General features: G+C 71.4%; 4 protein-coding genes. 3 read left to right on the top strand and 1 reads right to left on the bottom strand.

Translation table 11 applies throughout. The features are described 5' to 3' along the window. The first annotated feature begins 71 nt into the window (after window positions 1-71). From HNV26_RS04780 to HNV26_RS04790, 3 genes are read left to right on the top strand one after another with little or no spacing between them, the layout of a single operon-like run. Window positions 72-2,120, top strand: a complete 2,049-nt coding sequence (locus HNV26_RS04780; protein ID WP_171440229.1) for an FtsX-like permease family protein — start codon at window positions 72-74, stop codon at window positions 2,118-2,120. A 4-nt stretch (window positions 2,121-2,124) separates the two neighbouring features. After that, the gene (locus tag HNV26_RS04785; protein WP_171440230.1) at window positions 2,125-3,417 is read left to right on the top strand and encodes an ABC transporter permease; all 1,293 of its coding nucleotides are present in this window, start codon (window positions 2,125-2,127) and stop codon (window positions 3,415-3,417) included. Then, on the top strand, window positions 3,417-4,196 hold the full coding sequence (locus HNV26_RS04790) for an outer membrane lipoprotein-sorting protein (RefSeq protein WP_216611807.1): 780 nt from the start codon (window positions 3,417-3,419) through the stop codon (window positions 4,194-4,196). The genes HNV26_RS04785 and HNV26_RS04790 overlap by 1 nt, the downstream gene beginning before the upstream one ends. Here HNV26_RS04790 and HNV26_RS04795 read toward each other — a convergent pair whose 3' ends face one another. Beyond that, complete coding sequence (locus HNV26_RS04795) at window positions 4,197-21,011, bottom strand: non-ribosomal peptide synthetase (RefSeq protein ID WP_171440232.1); 16,815 nt, start codon at window positions 21,009-21,011, stop codon at window positions 4,197-4,199. Between the last annotated feature and the right edge of the window lie 8 nt (window positions 21,012-21,019).

Consider the following 21,019-nt stretch of genomic DNA (forward strand, 5'->3'; position numbering starts at 1 on the left):
CCGTCCGTTGTAGCGTCCACCCACCCGGGCATACGCCTTGTCCGGGCCTGGCACCGGACCGAGGAGTCTGCGTGACGCTGTGGTCGCTCACTGTTCAAGGTGTGCTGGCCCGCCCCCGAAGCTGGGTGGTGGGGCTGCTGGCGGCAGGCGCGGCGGCGCTGCTGACGCCGGGCGTGTCGTTGATGGGCACCATCCATGACGGCACGCGGCGAAGTCTCATCGAGAGCGGCGCGGGGGACCTCCAGGTCTACGCCGCCGCCTCCACGGGAACGCCCCAGGTGGTGGTGGGGCCAGGGGGCGTCCCGGACCTGCAACCCATTCCGGACTACGGCGCCCTGGAGCCCCGGCTGCGCGACCTCCCCGGCGTCCAGGCGGTGGTGCCGCTGGAGCTGGGCATGGGCGCTGTGTTCCGAGGCAACGCCCTGGATGAAAAGCTGGCGGTGTTGCGCGAGGCGGCGCGGGCGCCGGCCTCCGAGGAACGGGACGCACGGCTGCGCCGTCTGGGGGAGGACCTGCGGCTGACGTTGGCGCGCGTGGCGCGCAACGCGGATCGCCGGAGCGAAGCCTTCGCGGAGGAGCCCGCCTTCGCGGATGACCTGCGCGTGCTGCGGGACGCGGCCGAGCCCCCTTTCTGGGAGCGGCTCACCGAGGATCCACAGGGCCTGCTGGAGGTGCTGGAGAACCGCGTGGCGCGGCAAGCGGGCGAGGGGGAAGAGCTTCCGGTGGACTACCTGGGCACGGACGTGGCGCGCTTCGCCCGGGCCTTCCCGCGCTTCGAGCTCGTCTCCGGGCAGCTTCCTCCGCCAGGGACGCGGGGCCTCGTCATGGGGCACGCGACGTACGAGCAGCACTTCAAGCACCCCATCGCCGTGCGCATGGACACGCTGCGCCGCGAGCGCGAGCGGGGCCTCACGTTGGCGGAGGACGAGCAGCTGCGCACGCTGGTGGAGCGCAACGTCGCGGAGGTGCCGGACCTGGTGGCTCGCCTGGACATCGAGCGCGCCACGGCGCTCCAGGCAGGACTGGCCCGCGTGCTGGGCGAGCCGGGCGAACTGGAGGCCCTGCTGGCGCGCTTCCTCTCGGTGGACGACGCCAACTTCGACACCCGCTTCGGACAGTTCTACGGGGAGCTGGCGCCCTCGCTGCCGCTGTACCGGCTCAAGCCCGGGGACGTGCTGTCACTGAAGACGCCGCTGGAGAGCGGCACCGCCGTGCCGGTGCGAGTCTTCGGCACCTTCCGCTTCCGGGGCCTGGGCGGCGACGACGGCCGGGTCAACACCATGAGCGTGGTGGACCTCGTCACGGCGCGGCACCTGTCTGGCCGCTTCACCCAGGCACAGCAGGACGAGGCGCGGGCGCTGTTCGAGACCTTTGGGATGGAAGGGGAGGCCATGGCGCCCCCCGAGTCCCTGGACGCCTTCCATCCGCCCGACATCGTGGAGGCGGAGGCGCAGACGGCGCACACCGAACAGGCCCCTGTCTTCGAGCGTGCTCGGGCCCTGCCGGAGACCTTCTCCGAGGACGAACTCTCACGCGGCACGGTGTTGCAGGCCGCGGTGGTGCTGGCGCCCGGCGCCTCCGCCGAGGACGTCGCGGCCCGCATCCGCGCGCTGCCCGGTGGTGAAGCCCTGGCCACGGTGGGTTGGCAGGATGCGGGTGGGCTGCTGGGCGGTCTGGTGGTGATGCTCCAGGCGGTGCTGCTGCTCTTCGCGCTGCTGATGTCCTCCTTCGTCGCGCTGGTCGCCGCTGGAACGCTGTTGCTGCTGGCGCGGGAACGCGTGGCGGAGGTCGGCACGCTGCGCGCGGTGGGAATGCAACGTCGCGAGGTCTTCACCTCGCTGCTGCTGGAAGGGTCGCTGCTGGGCGGTATCGGCAGCGTCCTGGGCGCGGTGCTGGGCGCGGCGCTGCTGTGGCTCGCGACCGGAGACGGCGTGGCGGTGGAGGATGGCTCCCTGCAGTTCTTCCTGGGCGGGCCGGTGCTGCGCCCGGCGCTGGCGCTGGGCGGAACCGTGGCCGTGGTGGTGGCGGTGACGGCCGTGGTGCTGCTGGCGACGCTGGTGCCGGCCTGGCGAGGCAGCGCGGTGGCGCCCATCGAAGCCATGCGGAAGGGCGAGGGCTGAACCGATGCGCGCGCTTCTCCAAATTGCCTTCCGAAACCTCCTGGCCCACCGCGAGCGGGGACTGTTGCTGCTCATCGTGCTCGCGGGCGCCAGCGCCGTGCTGGTGGGCGTGATGTCCGTGAGCGCGGGCGTCGCCCGGGCGCAGCGCGAGGCCGTGCGGACCTTCCTCGCGGGCGACCTCAACATCGGGGGCTACTTCAAGGAGCATCCCGACTCCATCTTCCCCGTGGTGGGGGACACCTCGCGGGTTCGCTCCGTCCTCCAACCGCACGTGCCCGCGGAGTGCCAGGTGCGCGAGCGGGGCCGGGGCTCGGCCACCGCGGGCGCGGGACGGCACCGCGTGCGCTCGTACCTGATGAGCCTGGACATCGCGGCCGAGGGCACCGCGGGCTTCCGGGTGCGCGCCGGCTCGTTGGAAGCCCTCGCGCAGCCGCGCACGGTGGCGCTGTCCACGTCGCTGGCGGAGCGGCTCCAGGTGGAGGTGGGCGAGCTGGCCACGCTCTTCGTGCAGATGCCGGGCGGCAAGCGCAACGCGGTGGACGTGGAGGTGGTGGCCCTGCTGGAGCGCGCGGGTGTCCTGGGCGAGTCCGCGGGGTTGCTGGTGTCCAACGCGATGCTGCGCGAGCTGTATGGCTTCCGTCCGGACTCGGCCAGCGTGATTCAGCTCCTCTGCGGCGACGGCACGGAGTTGGAGCCGCTGGCGGGGACGCTGCGTGGCGCGCTCCAGAAGGCCGGCTACGAGGTGCTGCCGCCCGCGCACGAGGCCTACGGCGACAAGCTGGGGCCCCTGCTGCGCGAGGGCTGGGCGGGCCAGAAGCTGGACGTGAGCACCTGGGAGGACGAGGCGGCCTTCCTCGACTTCGTGGGCCAGGGACTGGGGCTGCTGCTGGTGTTGGTGGGCGCGGTGGTGTTCGGCGTCGTGGTGGTGGGCCTCTTCGTCTCGCTCAATGTGTCGGTCCGCGAGCGCACGCGGGAGATTGGAACGCTGCGGGCCATGGGCATGCAGCGCCGCTCGCTGGTGGCCGCCTTCATGCTGGAGGGGCTGCTGGTGGGGTGGGCGGCCTCGCTCGTGGGCGCTGGCATGGCGGCGGGGCTGGGGCTGCTCCTGCGCGACGTGCTGCCAGTGCCGGACGCGCTCTCCACCCTGTTCTTCAGCGGCACGTTGCCGCTGGCGCCCACCCTGGGGCACGTGGTGGCCGCGGTGCTCCTGGTGACGCTGGGCGCGGGCCTGGCTTCCATCGTCCCGGCTTTCCGGGCCGCTTCGCTTCCTCCTCGTTCCGCCATGGAGTCCTTGTGATGAACGCACGACGCCCGCTGTCCGTCCTGTTGCTCGGCTGGACCCTGCTGCTTCCGGCGGTGGCGCTCGCGGAGGCCGAGCCCAGGCTGGCGCCCGATGCGCTGCTGCGCCACATCGACGAGAAGATGTCCTTCACCAGCGACTATAAGGGCGTCATCCGCCTCTATGAGACGCGCAAGGACGGCGCCAAGCGGGCCATGGAGGTCCATGTCTACCGGCGCGAGGCCGACAACGACTTGCTCTTCCTTTCCACCAAGCCGCGGCACCTCGCGGGCATGGGGACGCTGCGCATCGGCCGCAACCTGTGGGACTACGAGGCGACGACGGGCTCGTGGCGGCGCAACACCCAGCGCACCAACCTGCTCAACACCTTCACCTGCGAGGCGGACTTCGACCGCTCGCGGCTGGCCGAGGACTACGCCGGCAAGGACGAGGGCGACGACACCGTCAACGGCGTGGCGTACCGCAAGCTGCTGCTGACGGCGAAGAACGACCAGGTGACGTTCCCGCTGATGCGCATCTGGGTGGACCCGCAGAACAACATCGTCAAGAAGGTGGGCTACACCGCGTCCGGCCGCACGCTGCGCACCGACATCGTGCGCAGCTACCAGCGCATCAAGGATCCGCTCTCCGGCAAGCATGTCCTCCACTACAAGGAAGTGCTGGAGACGGAGGAGCAGGAAGGCACGCAGATGGTGGTCCGCTACGACGAGGTGGTGTTGGCGCCGCTGGACGCCAACATCTTCACCAAGGCGTGGCTGGAGAGCCGCCTGCGCTGATTAGCCTCCCTGCCGCTTCAGCACCGCCAGGAGGTGGTTCGCCAACTCCTGGACGCAGGGCTGCTGGAGCGTGCCGAAGTGGGAGCTGGCCAGCGGCACCACGTCGAGCTGCTCGCGCGTCAGGTGCCGCTCCCATCCCAGCGTGTCTCCGTGCAGGGCCCGTGACGGCGCGCTCGTGAAGAGCTGCACCCGGGCGCGTACGGACGGCACCTTCCAGCCCACCACCTGCGGCACCAGCACCTCGCCCAGCACGTGCCAGATGCGGCGCAGGTCGGCGGCGCGAGAGTGGGGGGCCAGCATGCCCAGCTCACGGCCCAGCGCCGTCACCCGCTCCCAGCGCGCGGCGTCGTCCAGCGGGGCCAGCTCCGCCTCCAGCGTGGCGTCCAGGACGCCGAACTCCTCCGCCATGGAGCGCACCGGGTCCTCCGCCGACCCCTGGGGCCCTTCCACCGCGGGCAGGGCATCCACCAGGGCCAGCAGCTCCACGGTTTCGCCCTGCGCCTCCAGCGCCGCCGCGACGCCCAGCGCCGGGTACCCGCCGAACGAGTAGCCCGCGAAGCGGTAGGGGCCGTGTGGCTGCACTTCCTGGATGTCCCGCACGTACGCGGCGATGCGCGCGTCGAAGGTGGCGTGGCCGTGCTTCGACTGCGTCTCGGGGGCCTGGACGCCGTAGCACCGCAGGCCGGGCTCCAGCAGCGGGGTGAGGTTCCGGTAGTAGTGCAGCTCGCCGTCGGCGGGGTGGAACACGAAGAAGGGCGGCGCTGACTTCGGCGTCTGCTTGCCGGAGAGGGACACCACGCTGGAGCGCGGGGGCCCTTCGGCCAGCAGCTCATGCACGGCATCGGCCGTCTCACGGAACACCGGGTACTGGAAGAGCGTGGCCAGGGGGACGGGCACGCCCAGCTCCTCCTCCAGCCGGCTCAGCAGCCGCATCGCGAGGATGGAGTCGCCGCCCACCTGGAAGAAGTCATCACCCGCGCCGATGTCCGTGCGCCCCAGCACCTCGCGCCACAGCCGCTCCATGGCCATCTCCAGCGTGGTGCGGAAGGGCGTCTCCAGGTGCTCGCCCGGAGTCTCCTGCGCGGGCGGCACGGCAGGCTGCGCGGACAGGTCTGGCAGTGCCTGCCGGTCCACCTTGCCGTTGGCGTTGATGGGCAGCGCCTCCAGGACGACGAGGGCCGCGGGCACCATGTACGAGGGCAGCCGCGCCGCGACGTGCTCACGCAGCGCGTCCGCGCGCACATGCTGGGGCGGTGCCTGGAGGAACGCCTGGAGCTGCGTCTGTCCGGAGCCGCCGGCACGCGCCAGCACCACGGCTTCCTCGACGCCTGGGAACTGACGCAAGCAGGCCTCGATTTCGGCCAGCTCGACGCGGAAGCCTCGAATCTTGATTTGATGGTCCGCGCGGCCGAGGAAGCGCAGCCGCCCGTCCGGCAGCATCCGGGCCAGGTCACCCGTGTGGTACATGCGCGCGCCGGGCTCGGTGGCGAAGGGGTCGGGGATGAAGCGCTCGGCGGTCAGGTCCGGAGCGCCCAGGTAGCCCCGAGCCGGTGCCGCGCCGCCGATGTACACGCGCCCGGGCAGCCCTGGCAGCACCGGCTCCAGGTGCTCGTCGAGCAGGTGGATGCGCACGCGCGAGATGGGCCGGCCGATGGGGAAGGTGGCGTCGGTGCCCAGTCCCTCGGCGCCCGGGATGTCACAGGTGGCGGAGGTAATCGTGCACTCGGTGGGGCCGTAGACGTTGAGCCACGGTGCATGGCCACCGCCCACGCGCACCCAGGCTTCATACGTCTCGCGCTTGAGCACGTCGCCACCGGGTGCCAGCAGGCGCAGCCGCGCGGGCACTCGCTGGCCGTGGGACTCCATCTGGCGAATCCACTCCTCGATGTACGTGGGGGGCAGGCTGATGAGGGTGATGTCCGTCTCCTCCAGGTACGGCGTCATGACGTGCGCGGGCACCAGTCCGCTGCGCATCACCACCGTGGCGCCCACCACGAGCGGCGGGTAGAGGTCCTCCGCCGCCGCGTCGAAGCTGAGCGGCGCGAACTGGAGCATCCGGTCGCCCGGGCGCAAGCCGAAGCGCGCGGCCAGAGCGACGTTGTGGTTCACCACGCTGCGGTGCTCCACCATGACGCCCTTGGGCTCGCCGGTGGAGCCCGACGTGAAGACGATGTACGCCACTTGCGAGGCCGCGACGTGCCGGGGGCCGGGCTCCAGGTCCTCGGCGATGTGCGCGGGCTGGGGCGGCACCTCCACGTCGTGCACCAGGCCCGCGTGTGCCTCCAGCGCCTCGGCATCCACCCACAGCCGCTGCACGCCTGAGCGCGTCAGCACCGAGCGCTTGCGAGGCTCCGGCCACCCGGCGTCCAGCGGGACGTAGGCGCCACCCGCCTTGAGGATACCCAGCAGCGCGGCCATGCCCTGGTTGGAGGGCTCCATCACCACGCCCACGCGCTCTTCGGGCTGCATGCCCCGGGAGAGCAGGCGCGCGGCCAGCGCGTTGGCGCGGGCGTTGAGCTCCGCGTAGCTCCACGTCGAATCACCATGGGCCACGGCGGGGGCGTGTGGCGAGCGGCGCACCTGCGCCTCGAAGAGCGTGTGGATGCAGGCGCCCTCTGGAATGACCTGCGGGCCACCATTCAACGTGGCCAGCACCTGCGCGCGCTGCTGCGAGGACAGCAGCGACAGCCGGGTCAGAGGCGCGTCCGGGGTGCGCACGGCCTCGGTGAGCAGTTGCTCGAAGGCGCGGGCCATGCGCTGCGCCGTGGCGGAGGTGAAGAGGGCGCTGTCGGTGGCGAGGAAGCCCAGCGTCCCGCCCTCGGGCCGTTCGATGAGGTGCAGCACCACGTCGTAGGCGGGGAAGATGCTCTCGCCGTCCAGGTACGTGGTCCCCAGTCCGTTGAAGGACAGGGATGCGGGGCTGTCCAGCAGCAGCAGGGCCTGGGCCAGCGGCGGGGCGGTGCGAGGCGCATCCGGCTGCACCGCGTCCGCGATGCGCTTGAAGGGGACTTCCTGGCTCGCCGTGGCGTGCCCCACCACGTCCCAGGCGCGGCGCAGGAGCGCGCGGAAGGACGGCGTGCCCGCCACCTCGGTGCACAGCGGCAGCACGTTGGCGAAGTAGCCCACCTGCCGCTCGGCGCCCGGCAGCACGCGGCCCGAGAAGGGTGACGCGACGACGACGTGCGGCTGTGAGCTGAGGCGGTGCAGCCACAGCTGCATCAGCGCGAGCACCGCGGTGAAGGGAGACACGCCCTCGCGGCGGGCCAGCGCGTGGAGCGCCGACATCGCCTCGGAGTCGAGGGACAGGGGCTCCGGCCGCATGTTCGCGTTCAGCGCGGGCGCGCGGCGAGGGAAGTCCAGCGGCAGGTCGAGGACGGACGGCGCGTGTGCCAGCGCGGCCTTCCATGAGGCCACGGCGGCATCCACTTCGAGCAGGTGCTTGGGGCTCCGCTGCCAGAGCGCGAAGTCCGCATACGTCCGCGCCGCCGGAGGCAGCAGCGGCGTGGTGCGCGCGTGGGCTGTGGTTCCGGCCCAGGCCTGAGCGAGTTCCTCCAGGAAGGCCCCCATCCCGATGCCGTCGTTGACCAGATGGCTCATGGACGCGACGAGCACATGGCGCGTGCCATGGGCGTCCAGCCGTGCCAGTTCGAAGCGGTACAGCGGGCCCTGGTCCACGGCGAAGGGCTCGCGGTCATGCCGGGTGGCGATGGCGCGCGCGGCGTCCAGGGCCTCAGCGGCGGACAGGTGGGACAGGTCCGTCTGCACGAGCACCGGCCGGATGACGGGATGCTCCTGGGTGAAGACGGCTCCGTGCTCCAGTCGGAAGGTGGTGCGCAGCGTGGCGTTGCGCTCCAGCACGGCTTCCAGGGCGGCCTCCAGACACGCGACGTCCAGCGTGCCGTCGAGCACCAGCGCGGCGACGACGACGAAGGGCGGCGCCTCCGGGAGCTGCATCGCGTACCAGAGGCGCTCCTGCACCAGCGACGCGGGGATGCGCTCCGGCCGCGCCTGGGGCATGGACTCCACACGCTCCGAGACCTTGGGGGACGCATCGATACGGGCCGCGAGCGCCGCCAGTGTGGGCGTGGCGAACAGCGTGGCCACGGGCAGCTCGACGCCCAACCGCTCCCGGACACGCGAGGCGAGCTGGACGGACAACAGCGAGTGGCCTCCCAACTCAAAAAAGTCGTCCCGGGCACCCACTCGCTGCACGCCCAGCAGCTCCTCCCAGAGCTGAGCCAGGGCGTGCTCGGTGGGTGTGGACGGCGAAACGAAGTCCTCGTCCGACGCCGCGGGGGCTTCCGGCGCGGGCAGTGCCTCCCGGTCCACCTTGCCATTGGCCGTCAGCGGAAGCCGAGCCAGCGCGACGAGCGCGGAGGGCACCATGTGTGCGGGAAGCCGCTGTGCCAGTGATGCGCGCAGGGGCTCCGTCTCTGGCACCTCGTCGTGGCCGGTGACGTAGCCCACCAGCCGGGGGCCCGTGGTGCCGTCCTCACGGAGGACCACCACCGCGGCAGCGACACCCGGCAGCTCGATGAGCGCGGCCTCCACCTCGCCCGGCTCCACGCGGTGGCCACGCACCTTCACCTGGAAGTCCACGCGGCCCAGGTACTCCAGCACGTTCGACGGACGCAGACGCACCCGGTCGCCGGTGCGGTACATCCGCGCGCCCGGAACGGAGGAGAACGGGTCTGGCACGAAGCGCTCGGCGGTGAGCTCGGGCCTGCGCCAATACCCACGCGCGACGCCTTCGCCTCCGATGTAGAGCTCGCCAGGGACACCCGCGGGCACCGGCCTGAGGGCGGCGTCCAGGACATAGAGGCGCGTGTTGGCGATGGGGCGGCCAATGGGCACCGCGCCTTCCACCGGCGTGTCTGCCTCCACGGTGTAGACGCAGCAGCCCACCACCGTCTCCGTGGGGCCGTACTCGTTGATGAGCCGCGTGCCCGGCGCGTGCTGCCGCCAGGGCTCCACGGTGGCGGAGGTGAGCGCCTCGCCACCGATGACGAAGGCGCGGGTATGGCCCGCGCGCGCCTCGGGCGGAAGCTGTGCGGCCAGCATCTGCAGGTGCGCAGGCGTCAGCTTCACCAGGCTGAAGTCCGCGCTCGTGCGGAGCGCGGTGGCCAGGCCGTCCACGCCGTCCTCTTCCGGAACGAGCGTCACGGGCCTGCCCGCGGTGAGCGGCAGCAGCAGGCTGGTGATGGTGAGGTCGAAGGCCAGTGAGGAATGAACGGGGGCGCCCGCGCCGTCATCGACGGCATACGCCTTCCGGGCCCAGTGCAGGTAGTTCACCACGCCCCGGTGCTCCACCATGACGCCCTTGGGCCGCCCGGTGCTGCCGGAGGTGTAGATGAGGTAGGCGAGGTCCTCCGCCGAAGCGGCGGATTCGAGCGTCGCGTCCGACTCACGCCCGGCGGTGCGCTCCCATTCGGAGTCCAGGCACAGCACGAGCGCCTGCGAGACGGGCAGCGTGTCCGCCACCGCGTCCTCGGTGACGAGCACGGGCGCGCCGGTGTCCTCCAGCAGGAAGCTCAGCCGGGCAGGTGGCTGGGACGCATCCATCGGAACATAGGCGCCTCCCGCCTTCAGCACGCCGAGCACCGCCACGACCATGTCCACGGAACGGCGGAGGCACAGGCCCACCAGCGTCTGGCTCCGGACGCCCATCCGCCGCAGGTACCGCGCGAGCTGGTTGGCACGTGCATCCAGTTGGCCGTAGGTCATCACGTCCCCGTCGTGCAGGACGGCGGGGGCATCCGGCGCGCGCGCGGCCTGGGCCTCGAACAGCGCATGGACGGTGTGCTCGCGCGGGAAGTCCGCGCCCGTGTCGTTCCACGTCCGGAGCAGGTGCACTCGCTCATTCGCGGGCAGCAGCTCCAGCGCGGCCACCGCGGTGTCCGGCGCTTCCAGCGCGTGCTCGAGCAACCGGACGTAATGTCCCATGAGTCGCTGTGCGGTGGTGGGCTCGAACAGCTCGGTGCCGTAGCGCAGCGCCAGGGTGTAGCCGGTGGAGGATTCAGCGACCCACAGCGACAGGTCGAACGGACTGGTGAGCAGCTCCGGCTGGAGCGGCCGGGCGCGCAGGTCCGGGAAGGCGTCCGCCAGCGTGCGGTCCGCGCGCACCAGGTCGAACATCACCTGGAACAGCGGCGAGTGCCCGGCGGAGCGCTCCACGCCCAAGGCCTGGACGACCCGGTCCAGCGGAACGTCCTGGTGCGCCAGCGCTTCCAGCGTGGTGGCGCGCACGCCGGCCACCAGCGAGGCGAAGGACGCATCCGGCGCCACGGGCGTGCGCAGCGCCACGGTGTTGAGCATCAGCCCGACCACACCCTCCAGCGCTGGATGCGTGCGCCCGGAGACAGGCGTGCCGACGCAGAAGTCCTCCTGGCCGGAGTAGCGATGGAGCAGCGCCGAGAACGCGGACAGCAGCACCATGTACGGCGTCGCCTGGTGCTCGCGGCAGAAGGCCTGGAGCGCGCGCACCGTGTCGGCGGACAGGGCGTGGCCCTGGGTGATGGCGCCCGTCAGCAGTGGCGATGCGGGCCGAGGCTTGTCCGGGGTGAGCCGCAGAAGGCCGGGCACGCCTTCGAGCTTCTGCTTCCAGTAGGCGAGCTGAGCCTCGTCCCGTTCCCGAGCAGGAGGGGTGCGCAGCCACGCGGCGATGTCCGCATGCTCCAGCCGGGGCGTCGGCAGCGTGGGCGTGCGGCGTTGATGGAACGCCGCGTAGGCTTCGCCCAGCTCGCGCACCAGGACGTCCAGCGACAGCCCGTCCACCACGAGGTGATGGAAGGCGAGCAGCAGGACGTGCTGCTCCGGCGCCGTGCGCAGCAGCCGGAATCGATAGAGCGGGCCGCGCGCCAGGTCGAAGGACGCGTGAACCGCGTCCCGGGCCCACTGCGCCGCGGACGGCGCTTCTTCCACTTCCAGGACGCGAGGAGGCGCGGGGCACAGCACGGGCGCCGGAAGGCCGTCGCGCGCCGGCACGGCGAGCCGCAGCACCGGATGCCTCGTCACCAGCCAGCGCAAGGCGTCTTCCATCGCCGCCACGTCCAGAGGACCGTCCAGCTCCACCGCCTCCGCGAGGTGATAGGCGCTGGTGCCCGGATGGAGCTGCTGCACGAACCACAGTCGCTCCTGCGTGGGAGACAGGACCAACGCGGCGTCCGCTGGACGTGGCACGGGCGCGGGGAGCGGGGCCGCGCCGTCACGTCGCGTCTCCAACTCGCGCGCGAGGCCCGCGACGGTGGGCTCGGTGAAGAACGCCTGGAGCGGGAACTCCACGTCGAACGCCTGTCGCACTCGCGCCACCAGCCGCGTGGCGGCCAGCGAGTGACCTCCGATGTGGAAGAAGTCGTCCTCGCGCCGCACCTGCGGCAGGCCCAGCACCTGGCAGAACAGCAGGGCGAGCAGCTCCTCGACGGCGCCACGGGGACGCGCTTCGGGCGCGGCCTCCGGCTCGATGTCCGGGATGGGCAGGGCCGCCAGTGCCTTGCGGTCCACCTTGCCACTGGTCGTCATCGGCAGGGCGGTCAGCACCGTGAAGCGCGAGGGCACCAGGGCCTCTGGCAGCGCGCGCGACAGCCCTTCGCGGAGCCGGGACTCGACGCCGGCAGCCGTGTCTTCCAGAACGAGGAACGCCTCCAGGCGTGCATCTCGCTGAGCGCCGCGCACCACCACCGATGCCTGCCTCACACCGGGCTGGCGCAGGAGGGCGGCCTCCACTTCCTCCAGCTCCACGCGGACGCCGCGCACCTTCACCTGGAAGTCGGTGCGCCCCAGGAAGCCGAGCGAGCCATCCCCGTTCCACCGCACCCGGTCACCCGTGCGGTACAGGCGGTCACCCTCCCTGCCGGAGAAGGCGTCTGGGATGAAGCGCTCGGCGGTGAGGTCCGGCCGGTCGCGGTAGCCACGGCCCAGGCAGGTGCCGCCGATGTAGAGCTCGCCGGGGACTCCCGGCGGCACCGGAGCGCCGTTCGCATCCAGGACGTACAGCCGGCACCGGTCCAGCGGACGGCCCAGGCGCACGGGACGGTCGGGCAGCGTGATTTCCGCCGCGACGTTGATGCTCGTCTCCGTGGGGCCATAGGTGTTGACCAGCCGCGTGTGGGTGAGCGCGAGCTGCCGCACCAACGGGTCTGGCAGCACCTCGCCGCCCGTCACGAGCACCTTGAGCGAGCGGAACGCCTCCACCGCGCCGGGCTCCTCCAGCGCGGTGGCCAGCGAGGACGGCGTGATGACGACGTGGGTGATGCCGTGGCCGAGGATGTCGCGGCCCAGGCCCAGGGGGCCCACTTCGCGCAACACGGTGCGCGCGCCACGGGTGATGCTGAAGAGCAGCTCCTCCAGGTGGATGTCGAAGGACAGGCTTCCCGACGACGCCCAGCAGTCTCCCGGCAGTGTGGCGTAGTACGTGTCGAACGCCGCGAAGCAGTGGACGACGTTGCGGTGGGTGAGCTCCACGCCCTTGGGCTCGCCAGTGGAGCCGGACGTGTAGAGCAGATAGGCGAGGTGCTCGGCGCGCGGGGGGCGGGGGACGGCCACCACGTCTCCACGCACGTCGGGCGACACGAGGGGAACCCCAGGCTCCACGCCCGCGAAGAGTCCCGGGCGGCTGACAACGAGCCGTGCACGGGCCTGGCGCAGCAGCGCCGCGCGGCGAGCGGGTGGATGCGACGCCTCCAGGGGGAGGCAGCCCGCGCCACTGATGAAGATGGCGACCAGGGACACCACCGCGTCCAGTGAGCGCTCCAGGCACAGGCCCACCACGGCTTCGGGCCCCGCGCCCGAGGCGGTCAGGTGTGCCGCGAGCCTCGACGCCCGGGTGTACAGCTCCCGGAACGTGAGCGTGCCTTCCGGCGCCACCACCGCTGGCGCGTCCGGCGTGCGGGCCACCTGGGCCTCGATGAGGGACACGATGGTCCCCTCCGAGTCGAAGGGGCGCTCGGTGGCGTTGAAGCCTTGGAGCACCTGCTCGTGTTCGGTGGCGGAGAGCAGGGACAATTCACCCACGGACGTGCGAGGCGCGGCCACCGCGTGGGCCAGGAGCTGCACGTAGTGGTTGCGCAGCCGCTCCACGGTGCCGGGCTCGAACAGGTCGGTGCTGTACTGGAAGTAGACCTCGAAGCCCTCGCCCACCTCGATGGCGGTGAGGAAGAGGTCGACCTCGCACGTCCACGTCTCGATGGGGACGCGCCGTGCACCCAGGGCATGGAAGCCACTGGCGGCGGACAGCTCGGTGCGATGCAGGTCGAACATCACCTGCACGAGCGGCGCGTGCCCCGGGCTGCGCTCCACGCCCACGGCGCGCACCAGTTGCTCGAAGGGCACGTCCTGATGAGAGAGCGCATCCAGCGTGGTGGCGCGGACCTGGGCAAGGAGCGAGGCGAAGGAGGTGGACGCGTCCACCTGCGTGCGCAGAGGCACGGTGTTGGCGAGCAGTCCCACGACGCCTTCGAGTGAAGGGTGGGTGCGGCCGGAGACGGGCGTGCCGACGCAGAAGTCGTCCTGCTGGGAGTAGCGGTACAGCAGCGCGGCGAACGCGGCGTACAGCACCATGAACGGCGTGACCTGCTGTTGCCGGCACAACGCTCGCAGGCTCTCGGAGAGAGACGGCGGCAGCGGATGGTAGCCGGTGTTGTCGCCCCGGTGCGTGAGGACGGGGGGGCGCGGCTTGTCGGTGGGGAGTTGGAGCAGCTCCGGCGCATCGGAGAGCCGCTGCTTCCAGTAGTCGAGCTGGGCCGTGTCGCGAGCGCGGACAGGCTCGGAGCGCTGCCAACTGGCCACGTCCGCGTAGTGCAGGGCCACCGGAGCCAGCGTGGGCGCATGGCCCTGCTGGAAGGCGGCATACGCCTCGCCCAGTTCGCGCATGAGCAGGCCCGCGGACAGCGCGTCGCTCACCAGGTGGTGGAAAACGACGACCAGCACATGCCGCGCTTGCTCGGCTTCGAGCAGCAGGAATCGATACAGCGGACCGTGCTCCACATCGAACGGCCGATTGCCTTCTTCCGTCAGGCGCCGAGCCTGACGGGCCTGGGCGTCCGCACCCGGCGCCAGGGGCTCCACCTGGAGCACGCTGGCGGGGACCGGGGACACGCTCGCCTGCGGCTGACCCTGTCGTGAGGACACGGTGGTGCGCAGCACCGGATGGCGCTCCAGCAACCACCGCGCCGCCGCATCCAGCGCGGCCACGTCCACTGAGCCCGTCCACTCCGCGGCCTGTCCGACGACATGAGCTCCGGAGTCCGGCTGGAGCTGATGGATGAACCAGAGCCGCTCCTGAGCCTGGGAGAGCGAAGGCGCCGAGTCAGAAGGGGACGGAAGCGGAAGCGAGGAGGTATCTCGCTGAAGCGAAGCGACTTCCCGCGCGAGGCCGGCGACGGAAGGGGAGGTGAAGAGGGAGGAGAGGGGAAGCTGGACGCCCAGGGAGTGGCGGACGCGGGCTACCAGCCGGGTGGCGGAGAGCGAATGGCCACCGAGGTGGAAGAAGCTGGCCTCCCGCTCGATGCGCTCGATGCCGAGGACCTGGCAGAAGAGCTGAGCGAGGAGCTCCTCGAGGGGGCCGCGAGGAGGCCCACCGTCGGAGAGGGAAGGTGCCTCGTCGAGAGGAAGCGTGGCGAGGGCCTTGCGGTCGAGCTTGCCGGTGGAGGTGAGAGGAAGCTGGGCCCGAAGGACCCAGCGAGAGGGAAGCATGAAGGCCGGGAGGAGACGAGCGAGGGCGGCCTGAAGGGAGTGGACGTCGGTGTCGGGAGAAGCGGGGACGACCCAGGCGGCGAGCCAGGAGTCGGAGGGCCCTCGTCGCTGGACGGTGACGGCGGCGGAGCGGACGCCAGGGAGCGAGGCGAGGGCGGCTTCGACCTCGCCCAGCTCGATGCGCATGCCGCGCACCTTCACCTGGAAGTCGACGCGGCCCAGGAAGCCCAGTGTTCCGTCGGCATTCCAGCGGCCCCGGTCTCCCGTCCGGTAGAGGCGGGCGCCCGGCGTGGTGCTGAAGGGATGCGGGATGAAGCGCTCGGCGGTGAGGTCCGCGCGTCCCACGTAGCCGCGACCGACGCCCGTGCCGCCGATGTAGAGCTCACCCGGGACACCCGGAGGCAGCGGCTGGAGCGCGTCGTCCAGGACGTACACCTCCATGTTGGCCTTGGGTGTGCCGATGGGCGTGCTGGCGCTCGCGGGCGATGCCTGCATGCGCCAGAGGGTGGCGGTGTCCGCGCACTCGGCGGGGCCGTAGGCGTTGACCAATGGCAGGCCGGGGTGGCGCTCGAACCACGCACGGCAGGTCGAAGGCGGCAGGGCCTCGCCAATGGTGAGCATCTGGCGAAGGGCGGGCAGTGGCGCCTCTCCAGGCTCTTCGAGCAGGGCCTGGAGCAGCGAAGGCACCAGCTCCACGGTGGTGGCCCCCGCTTGCTGCAAGGCCGCGATGAGCCGGGCGGGCTCACGCACCACGTCGTCATCCACGACGGAGGTCGTCCCTCCGGCGGCCAGCGCTCCCAGCATCTGCCAGATGGAGATGTCAAAGGAGAGCGGCGCCGTCTGAGCGAGGACGTCGGACGCGCCAAGTTGCAGCGAGTGCTGCATGCCCAGCAGGTGGTTGAGCATGCCGCGGTGGTCCACCATGACGCCCTTGGGCGTGCCAGTGGAGCCGGAGGTGAAGAGGACGTAGGCCAGCGAGTCCGGCGTCGTGAAGGAAGGCAACGGCGCGTCAGACTCGGCGTCCAGGTTCTGGAGCGTCAGCACGCGCGGCCGATGCTCGAGCGGTATCTCCGCGAGCACCTCGGTGAGCAGCGCCTCGACGGGGCCCAGGGGAAGGACGAAGGGCGCGCGGCTCTCCATCAGCAGCCGTACGAGGCGCGCCGCGGGCAGTTGCGCGTCCAGCGGGAGGTAGGCGGCGCCGGCCTTGTGCAGCGACAGCAGCGCGCGAACAGTGGCCTCGGAGCGGCGGCCGAGGACGGCCACCACGGACTCGTGCCCAACGCCCTGGGCGCGCAGCGTGCGCGCGGCGCGAAGACTCAGGGCCTCCAGTTGGGCATAGGTCCACTGCGCGTCGGCGGAGGCAAGCGCCAGCCGTTCGGGCGTGTTTCGCGCATGGGCGCTGATGCGCTCGGGCAGGCAGGTATCCAGGTCGAAAGCCAGCGGCGCGGGACGGGCATGGCGAAGCACCAGCGCCTGCTCGTCGGACGACAGCAAGGACAGCCGCGCCAGCGGCAGATGCGGTTCGGCCAGCGCCTGGGTGAGCAGGCGCTGATAGTGCTCAATCATCCGTTGAGCGGTCTCCGGCTCGAACAGCTCGCCGCTGTAGCGGAGGAAGAGCTCGAAGCTCCCTGCCTGCTCGATGACGCTCAACGCGAGGTCGAACGGGCTGGCGCGAATGTCGACGGGGACCGGACGCGCATCCAGCCCCGCGAATGCGCCTGCGAGCGAACCCTGCACCCGGTGCAGGTCGAACATCACCTGGTACAGGGGCGCATGACTGAGGCTGCGCTCCACTCCGAGCGCATGGACCAACTGCTCGAAGGGCACGTCCTGATGAGAGAGCGCATCCAGCGTGGTGGCGCGGACCTGGGCAAGGAGCGAAGCGAAGGAGGTGGACGCATCCACCTGCGTGCGCAGAGGCACGGTGTTGGCGAGCAGTCCCACGACACCTTCGAGTGAAGGGTGGGTGCGGCCGGAGACGGGCGTGCCGACGCAGAAGTCGTCCTGTTGAGAGTACCGGTACAGCAGCGCGGCGAATGCGGCGTACAGCACCATGAACGGCGTGGCTTCGTGTTCACGGCAAGCGCGCTGCACGGTGTCCGTCAGCGCGGCAGGCAGTGCGTGGGTCCCCGTGGAGGCGCCCTGGTGCGTGAGGACTGCGGGGCGCGGCTTGTCGGTGGGCAGTTGGAGCAGCTCCGGCGTGCCGGAGAGCCGCTGCTTCCAGTAGTCGAGCTGGGCCGTGTCGCGCGCATGGACAGGCGCGGAGCGCTGCCAACTGGCCACGTCCGCGTAGTGCAGCGCCACCGGGGCCAGCGTGGGCGCATGCCCTTGCTGGAACGCGGCATAGGCCTCACCCAGCTCGCGCAGCAGGATGTCCAGCGAGAGGCCGTCCACCACCAGGTGATGGAACACGGCCAGCAGCACGTGCCGGTCCTCCCCTACGTCGAGCAGCAGAAAGCGGTACAGCGGTCCCTGCTCCAGCGAGAAGGGTCGCCACGACTCCTGCTGAAGCCGAAGCGCCAGTGCCTCGGGGGCCGCGCGCAGCGCTTCCATTTGAAGCACACGCGCGGGAATGGAGGACACCTCGACGCGCGCCTGTCCCTGCTGTGAAACCACGGTGGTGCGCAGCACGGGATGGCGCTCCAGCAGCCATCGCACCGCCGCATCCAGCGCGTCGGCGCTCACCGTGCCGCGAAGCTCGACGGCTTGAGGGATGTGGTAGGCGCCCGAACCCGGCTGGAGCTGATGGATGAACCAGAGCCGCTCCTGGGCCTGGGAGAGCGAAGGCGCCGAGTCAGAAGGGGACGGAGGCGGAAGCGAGGAGGTGTCTCGCTGAAGCGACGCGACTTCCCGCGCGAGGCCCGCGACAGAAGGTGAGGCGAAGAGGGAGGAGAGGGGAAGCTGGACGCCCAGGGAGTGGCGGACGCGGGCCACCAGTCGGGTGGCGGAGAGCGAATGGCCACCGAGGTGGAAGAAGCTGGCCTCCCGCTCGATGCGCTCGATGCCGAGGACCTGGCAGAAGAGCTGAGCGAGGAGCTCCTCGAGGGGGCCGCGAGGAGGCCCACCGTCGGAGAGGGAAGGTGCCTCGTCGAGAGGAAGCGCGGCGAGGGCCTTGCGGTCGAGCTTGCCGGTGGAGGTGAGAGGAAGCTGGGCCCGAAGGACCCAGCGAGAGGGAAGCATGAAGGCGGGGAGGAGACGAGCGAGGGCGGCCTGAAGGGAGTGGACGTCGGCGTCGGGAGAAGCGGGGACGACCCATGCGGCGAGCCAGGAGTCGGAGGGCCCGCGTCGCTGGACGGTGACGGCGGCGGAGCGGACGCCAGGGAGCGAGGCGAGGGCGGCTTCGACTTCGCCTAGCTCGATGCGCATGCCGCGCACCTTCACCTGCAGGTCGGCGCGAGAGACGAACTGGAGCACGCCGTCCGGCAGCCAGCGCCCCAGGTCTCCCGAGCGGTAGAGGCGGGCGCCCGGCGTGGCGCTGAAAGGGTGTGGAACGAAGCGCTCGGCGGTGAGGTCCGCGCGTCCCACGTACCCACGGGCCACGCCCAGGCCGCCCAGGTACAACTCGCCCACGACGCCGACCGGAACAGGCTGGAGGGCGTCGTCCAGCACGTACACCTCCATGTTGGCCTTGGGCGTGCCGATGGGGGTGAAGCTGCCTTCAGGGGCCTCGTTGATGAAGTGGAGGCTGGCGACGTCCGAGCTCTCCGTCGGGCCGTAGGCGTCCGCCATCCGGCAGCCGGGGCAGCGCTCCAGCCAGGCACGACACAGCGCGGGTGGCACGGGCTCGCCGCCGAGCACCACCCAGCGCATGTCCGGGAAGTCCTGCTCCGGACGCGCGCCCTCCAGGATGGCCTGGAGGACGGAGGGCACCATCTCCATGACGGTGGCGCGGCCTTGCTCCAGCGCGTCGGCGAGCCGGGGCGGGTCCCTCATCACGTCGTCTTCGATGAGGTACGTGGTGCCGCCACCGGGCAGCGCGCCCAACATCTGCCAGATGGAGATGTCGAAGCTGAGCGCGGCAATCTGGGCCACGACGTCATACCCGTCCAGGCCCAGTGCCTCGCGCATGCCCAGCAGGTGGTTGAGCATGCCGCGGTGGTCCACCATGACGCCCTTGGGCGTGCCGGTGGAGCCGGAGGTGAAGAGGACGTAGGCCAGCGAGTCCGGCGTGGCACGCGGCAACAGCCGCTCCGCGCTCTGCGACTCGAGCCCCTCCAGCGAAAGCACCCGAGGCCGCCGGGCTTCGGGCACGCCCGCGAGCACCTCCGATAGCAGGGCCTCGTCCATGCCCAGTGGGAGCACGAACGGCGCGCGGCTCTCCTCCAGGAGGCGGGCCAGCCGAGCCGCGGGGAGCTGCGCGTCCAGCGGAAGGTACGCGCCCCCCGCCTTGTGAATCGACAGCAGCGCGCGCACGGTGGCTTCGCTGCGGCGCCCGAGCACGGCGACCACGGACTCCAGGCCGACACCCTGAGCCACCAATTGTCGCGCGGCGCGGTTGGTGTGGGCTTCCAGCTCCGCGTAGGTCCACCGTGCGCTGGAGGACGCCAGGGCCACCTGGTCCGGCGTGCGCGCGGCTTGAGCGGAGAAGTGCTCGGGGAAGGCGGCTTCCAGCGGGAAGGGCCGGCGCGGCGGGTTCGAATCCGCCAGCACGCGGGCGCACTCCGCATCAGGCAGCAGCGACAGCGCATCCACGCGCGTGTCCGGCGCGCGCAGCGCATGCGCGAGGAACTGGAGGTAGTGGCCCAGCATCCGCCGCACCGTGGCGGCCTCGAAGAGGTCGGTGCTGTAGCGGGCGAACAGCTCGAAGCCGGACGCGCTCTCGAAGAGCGTGACGTGCAGGTCGAACTCGCACGCGCCCGTGTCCATGGGGAGGTCGCGGGCCTCCGGGAAGGCGCCCGCCAGGGAATGCTCCACGCGGTACAGGTCGAACATCACCTGGAACAGCGGGGAGTGGCTGAGGCTCCGCTCCACGCCCAGGGCCTGCACCAACCGCTCGAAGGGGAGGGCCTGGTGGCCCAGCGCATCCAGCGTGGTGGCGCGGACCTGGTCGAGCAGCGCGGTGAAGGCATCCGCCGCGGTGACGCGCGTGCGCAGCACCACCGTGTTGACGAACAGACCGACCAGCCCCTCCAGGGACGGGTGCGTGCGCCCGGAGACCGGCGTGCCGACGCAGAAGTCGTCCTGCCGCGAGTACCGGTACAGCAGCGCCGCGAAGGTCGCGTACAGCGTCATGAACGGCGACACCTGCCGTTCCCGGCTAAATGCGCGCAGCGCGCCCACGAGCGAGGAGGGGAGGGCGATGCGCTCCGTCAGCGCCCCCCGGTCCGACCGCCGCACGGGCCGAAGCTTGTCGGTGGGCAGCTCCAGCCCCTGCACGGCGCCTTCGAGCTGCCGCTTCCAGAAGGCCATCAGCTCCGGTTCATTCGCGGCGGCGTCGGGCGTGTGCTGCCAGGCGGCGGCATCCGCGTACTCCAGCGGGAGCGCCGTCAGCGCGGGGACTTCACCTCGGGCGTGCGCGGCATGAAGCACACCCAGCTCGCGCATCAACACGTTGATGGACGCGCCGTCGGTGACCAGGTGGTGGAACACCAGGACCAGCACCTGCCGCTGGCTGGAGAGGTTCAGCAGCCGGAAGCGGTACAGCGGCCCCTGCTCCAGGTCGAACGGCCGGGAGGCTTCTTCGCGCAGCCTGCGAGACAGCTGGGCCTCGCTCGCGCCCGTCGCATCCTCCACGTCGAGGACGCGCTCGGGCAGGTCCAGGTAGCGCACCTGGGGACGGCCGCCCTCGGCGGGGAAGCGGGCTCGCAGCAGGGGGTGGCGCGACAGCAGGGCTCGCAGCGCCGCGTCGAGCGCGCCCGCGTCCACGGGGGACTCCAGCATCGCGGCCCATGGCACCACGTAGGTCGCGGTGTCCGGGCGGAGCTGGTGCAGGAACCACATGCGCTCCTGCGCGGGCGACAGCACGTCGGCCGTCCCCGCCGGGCGGCGCGAGGGGCCCACCACGTTCCGCTGTGGCGAGGAGGGCGCGGCGCTCCCCGCGCTGGGGTTCTTGCGCTGCTCCAGCAACTTGCGCAATTGCTCGCGCTTCGCGGCGGCGAGGGAGTCGGAGTCGGATCGCGAGGTCATGAAGTCGG

Source organism: Myxococcus xanthus, assembly GCF_013116825.1.
In the GTDB taxonomy this organism is placed as follows: Bacteria; Myxococcota; Myxococcia; order Myxococcales; family Myxococcaceae; genus Myxococcus; species Myxococcus xanthus_B.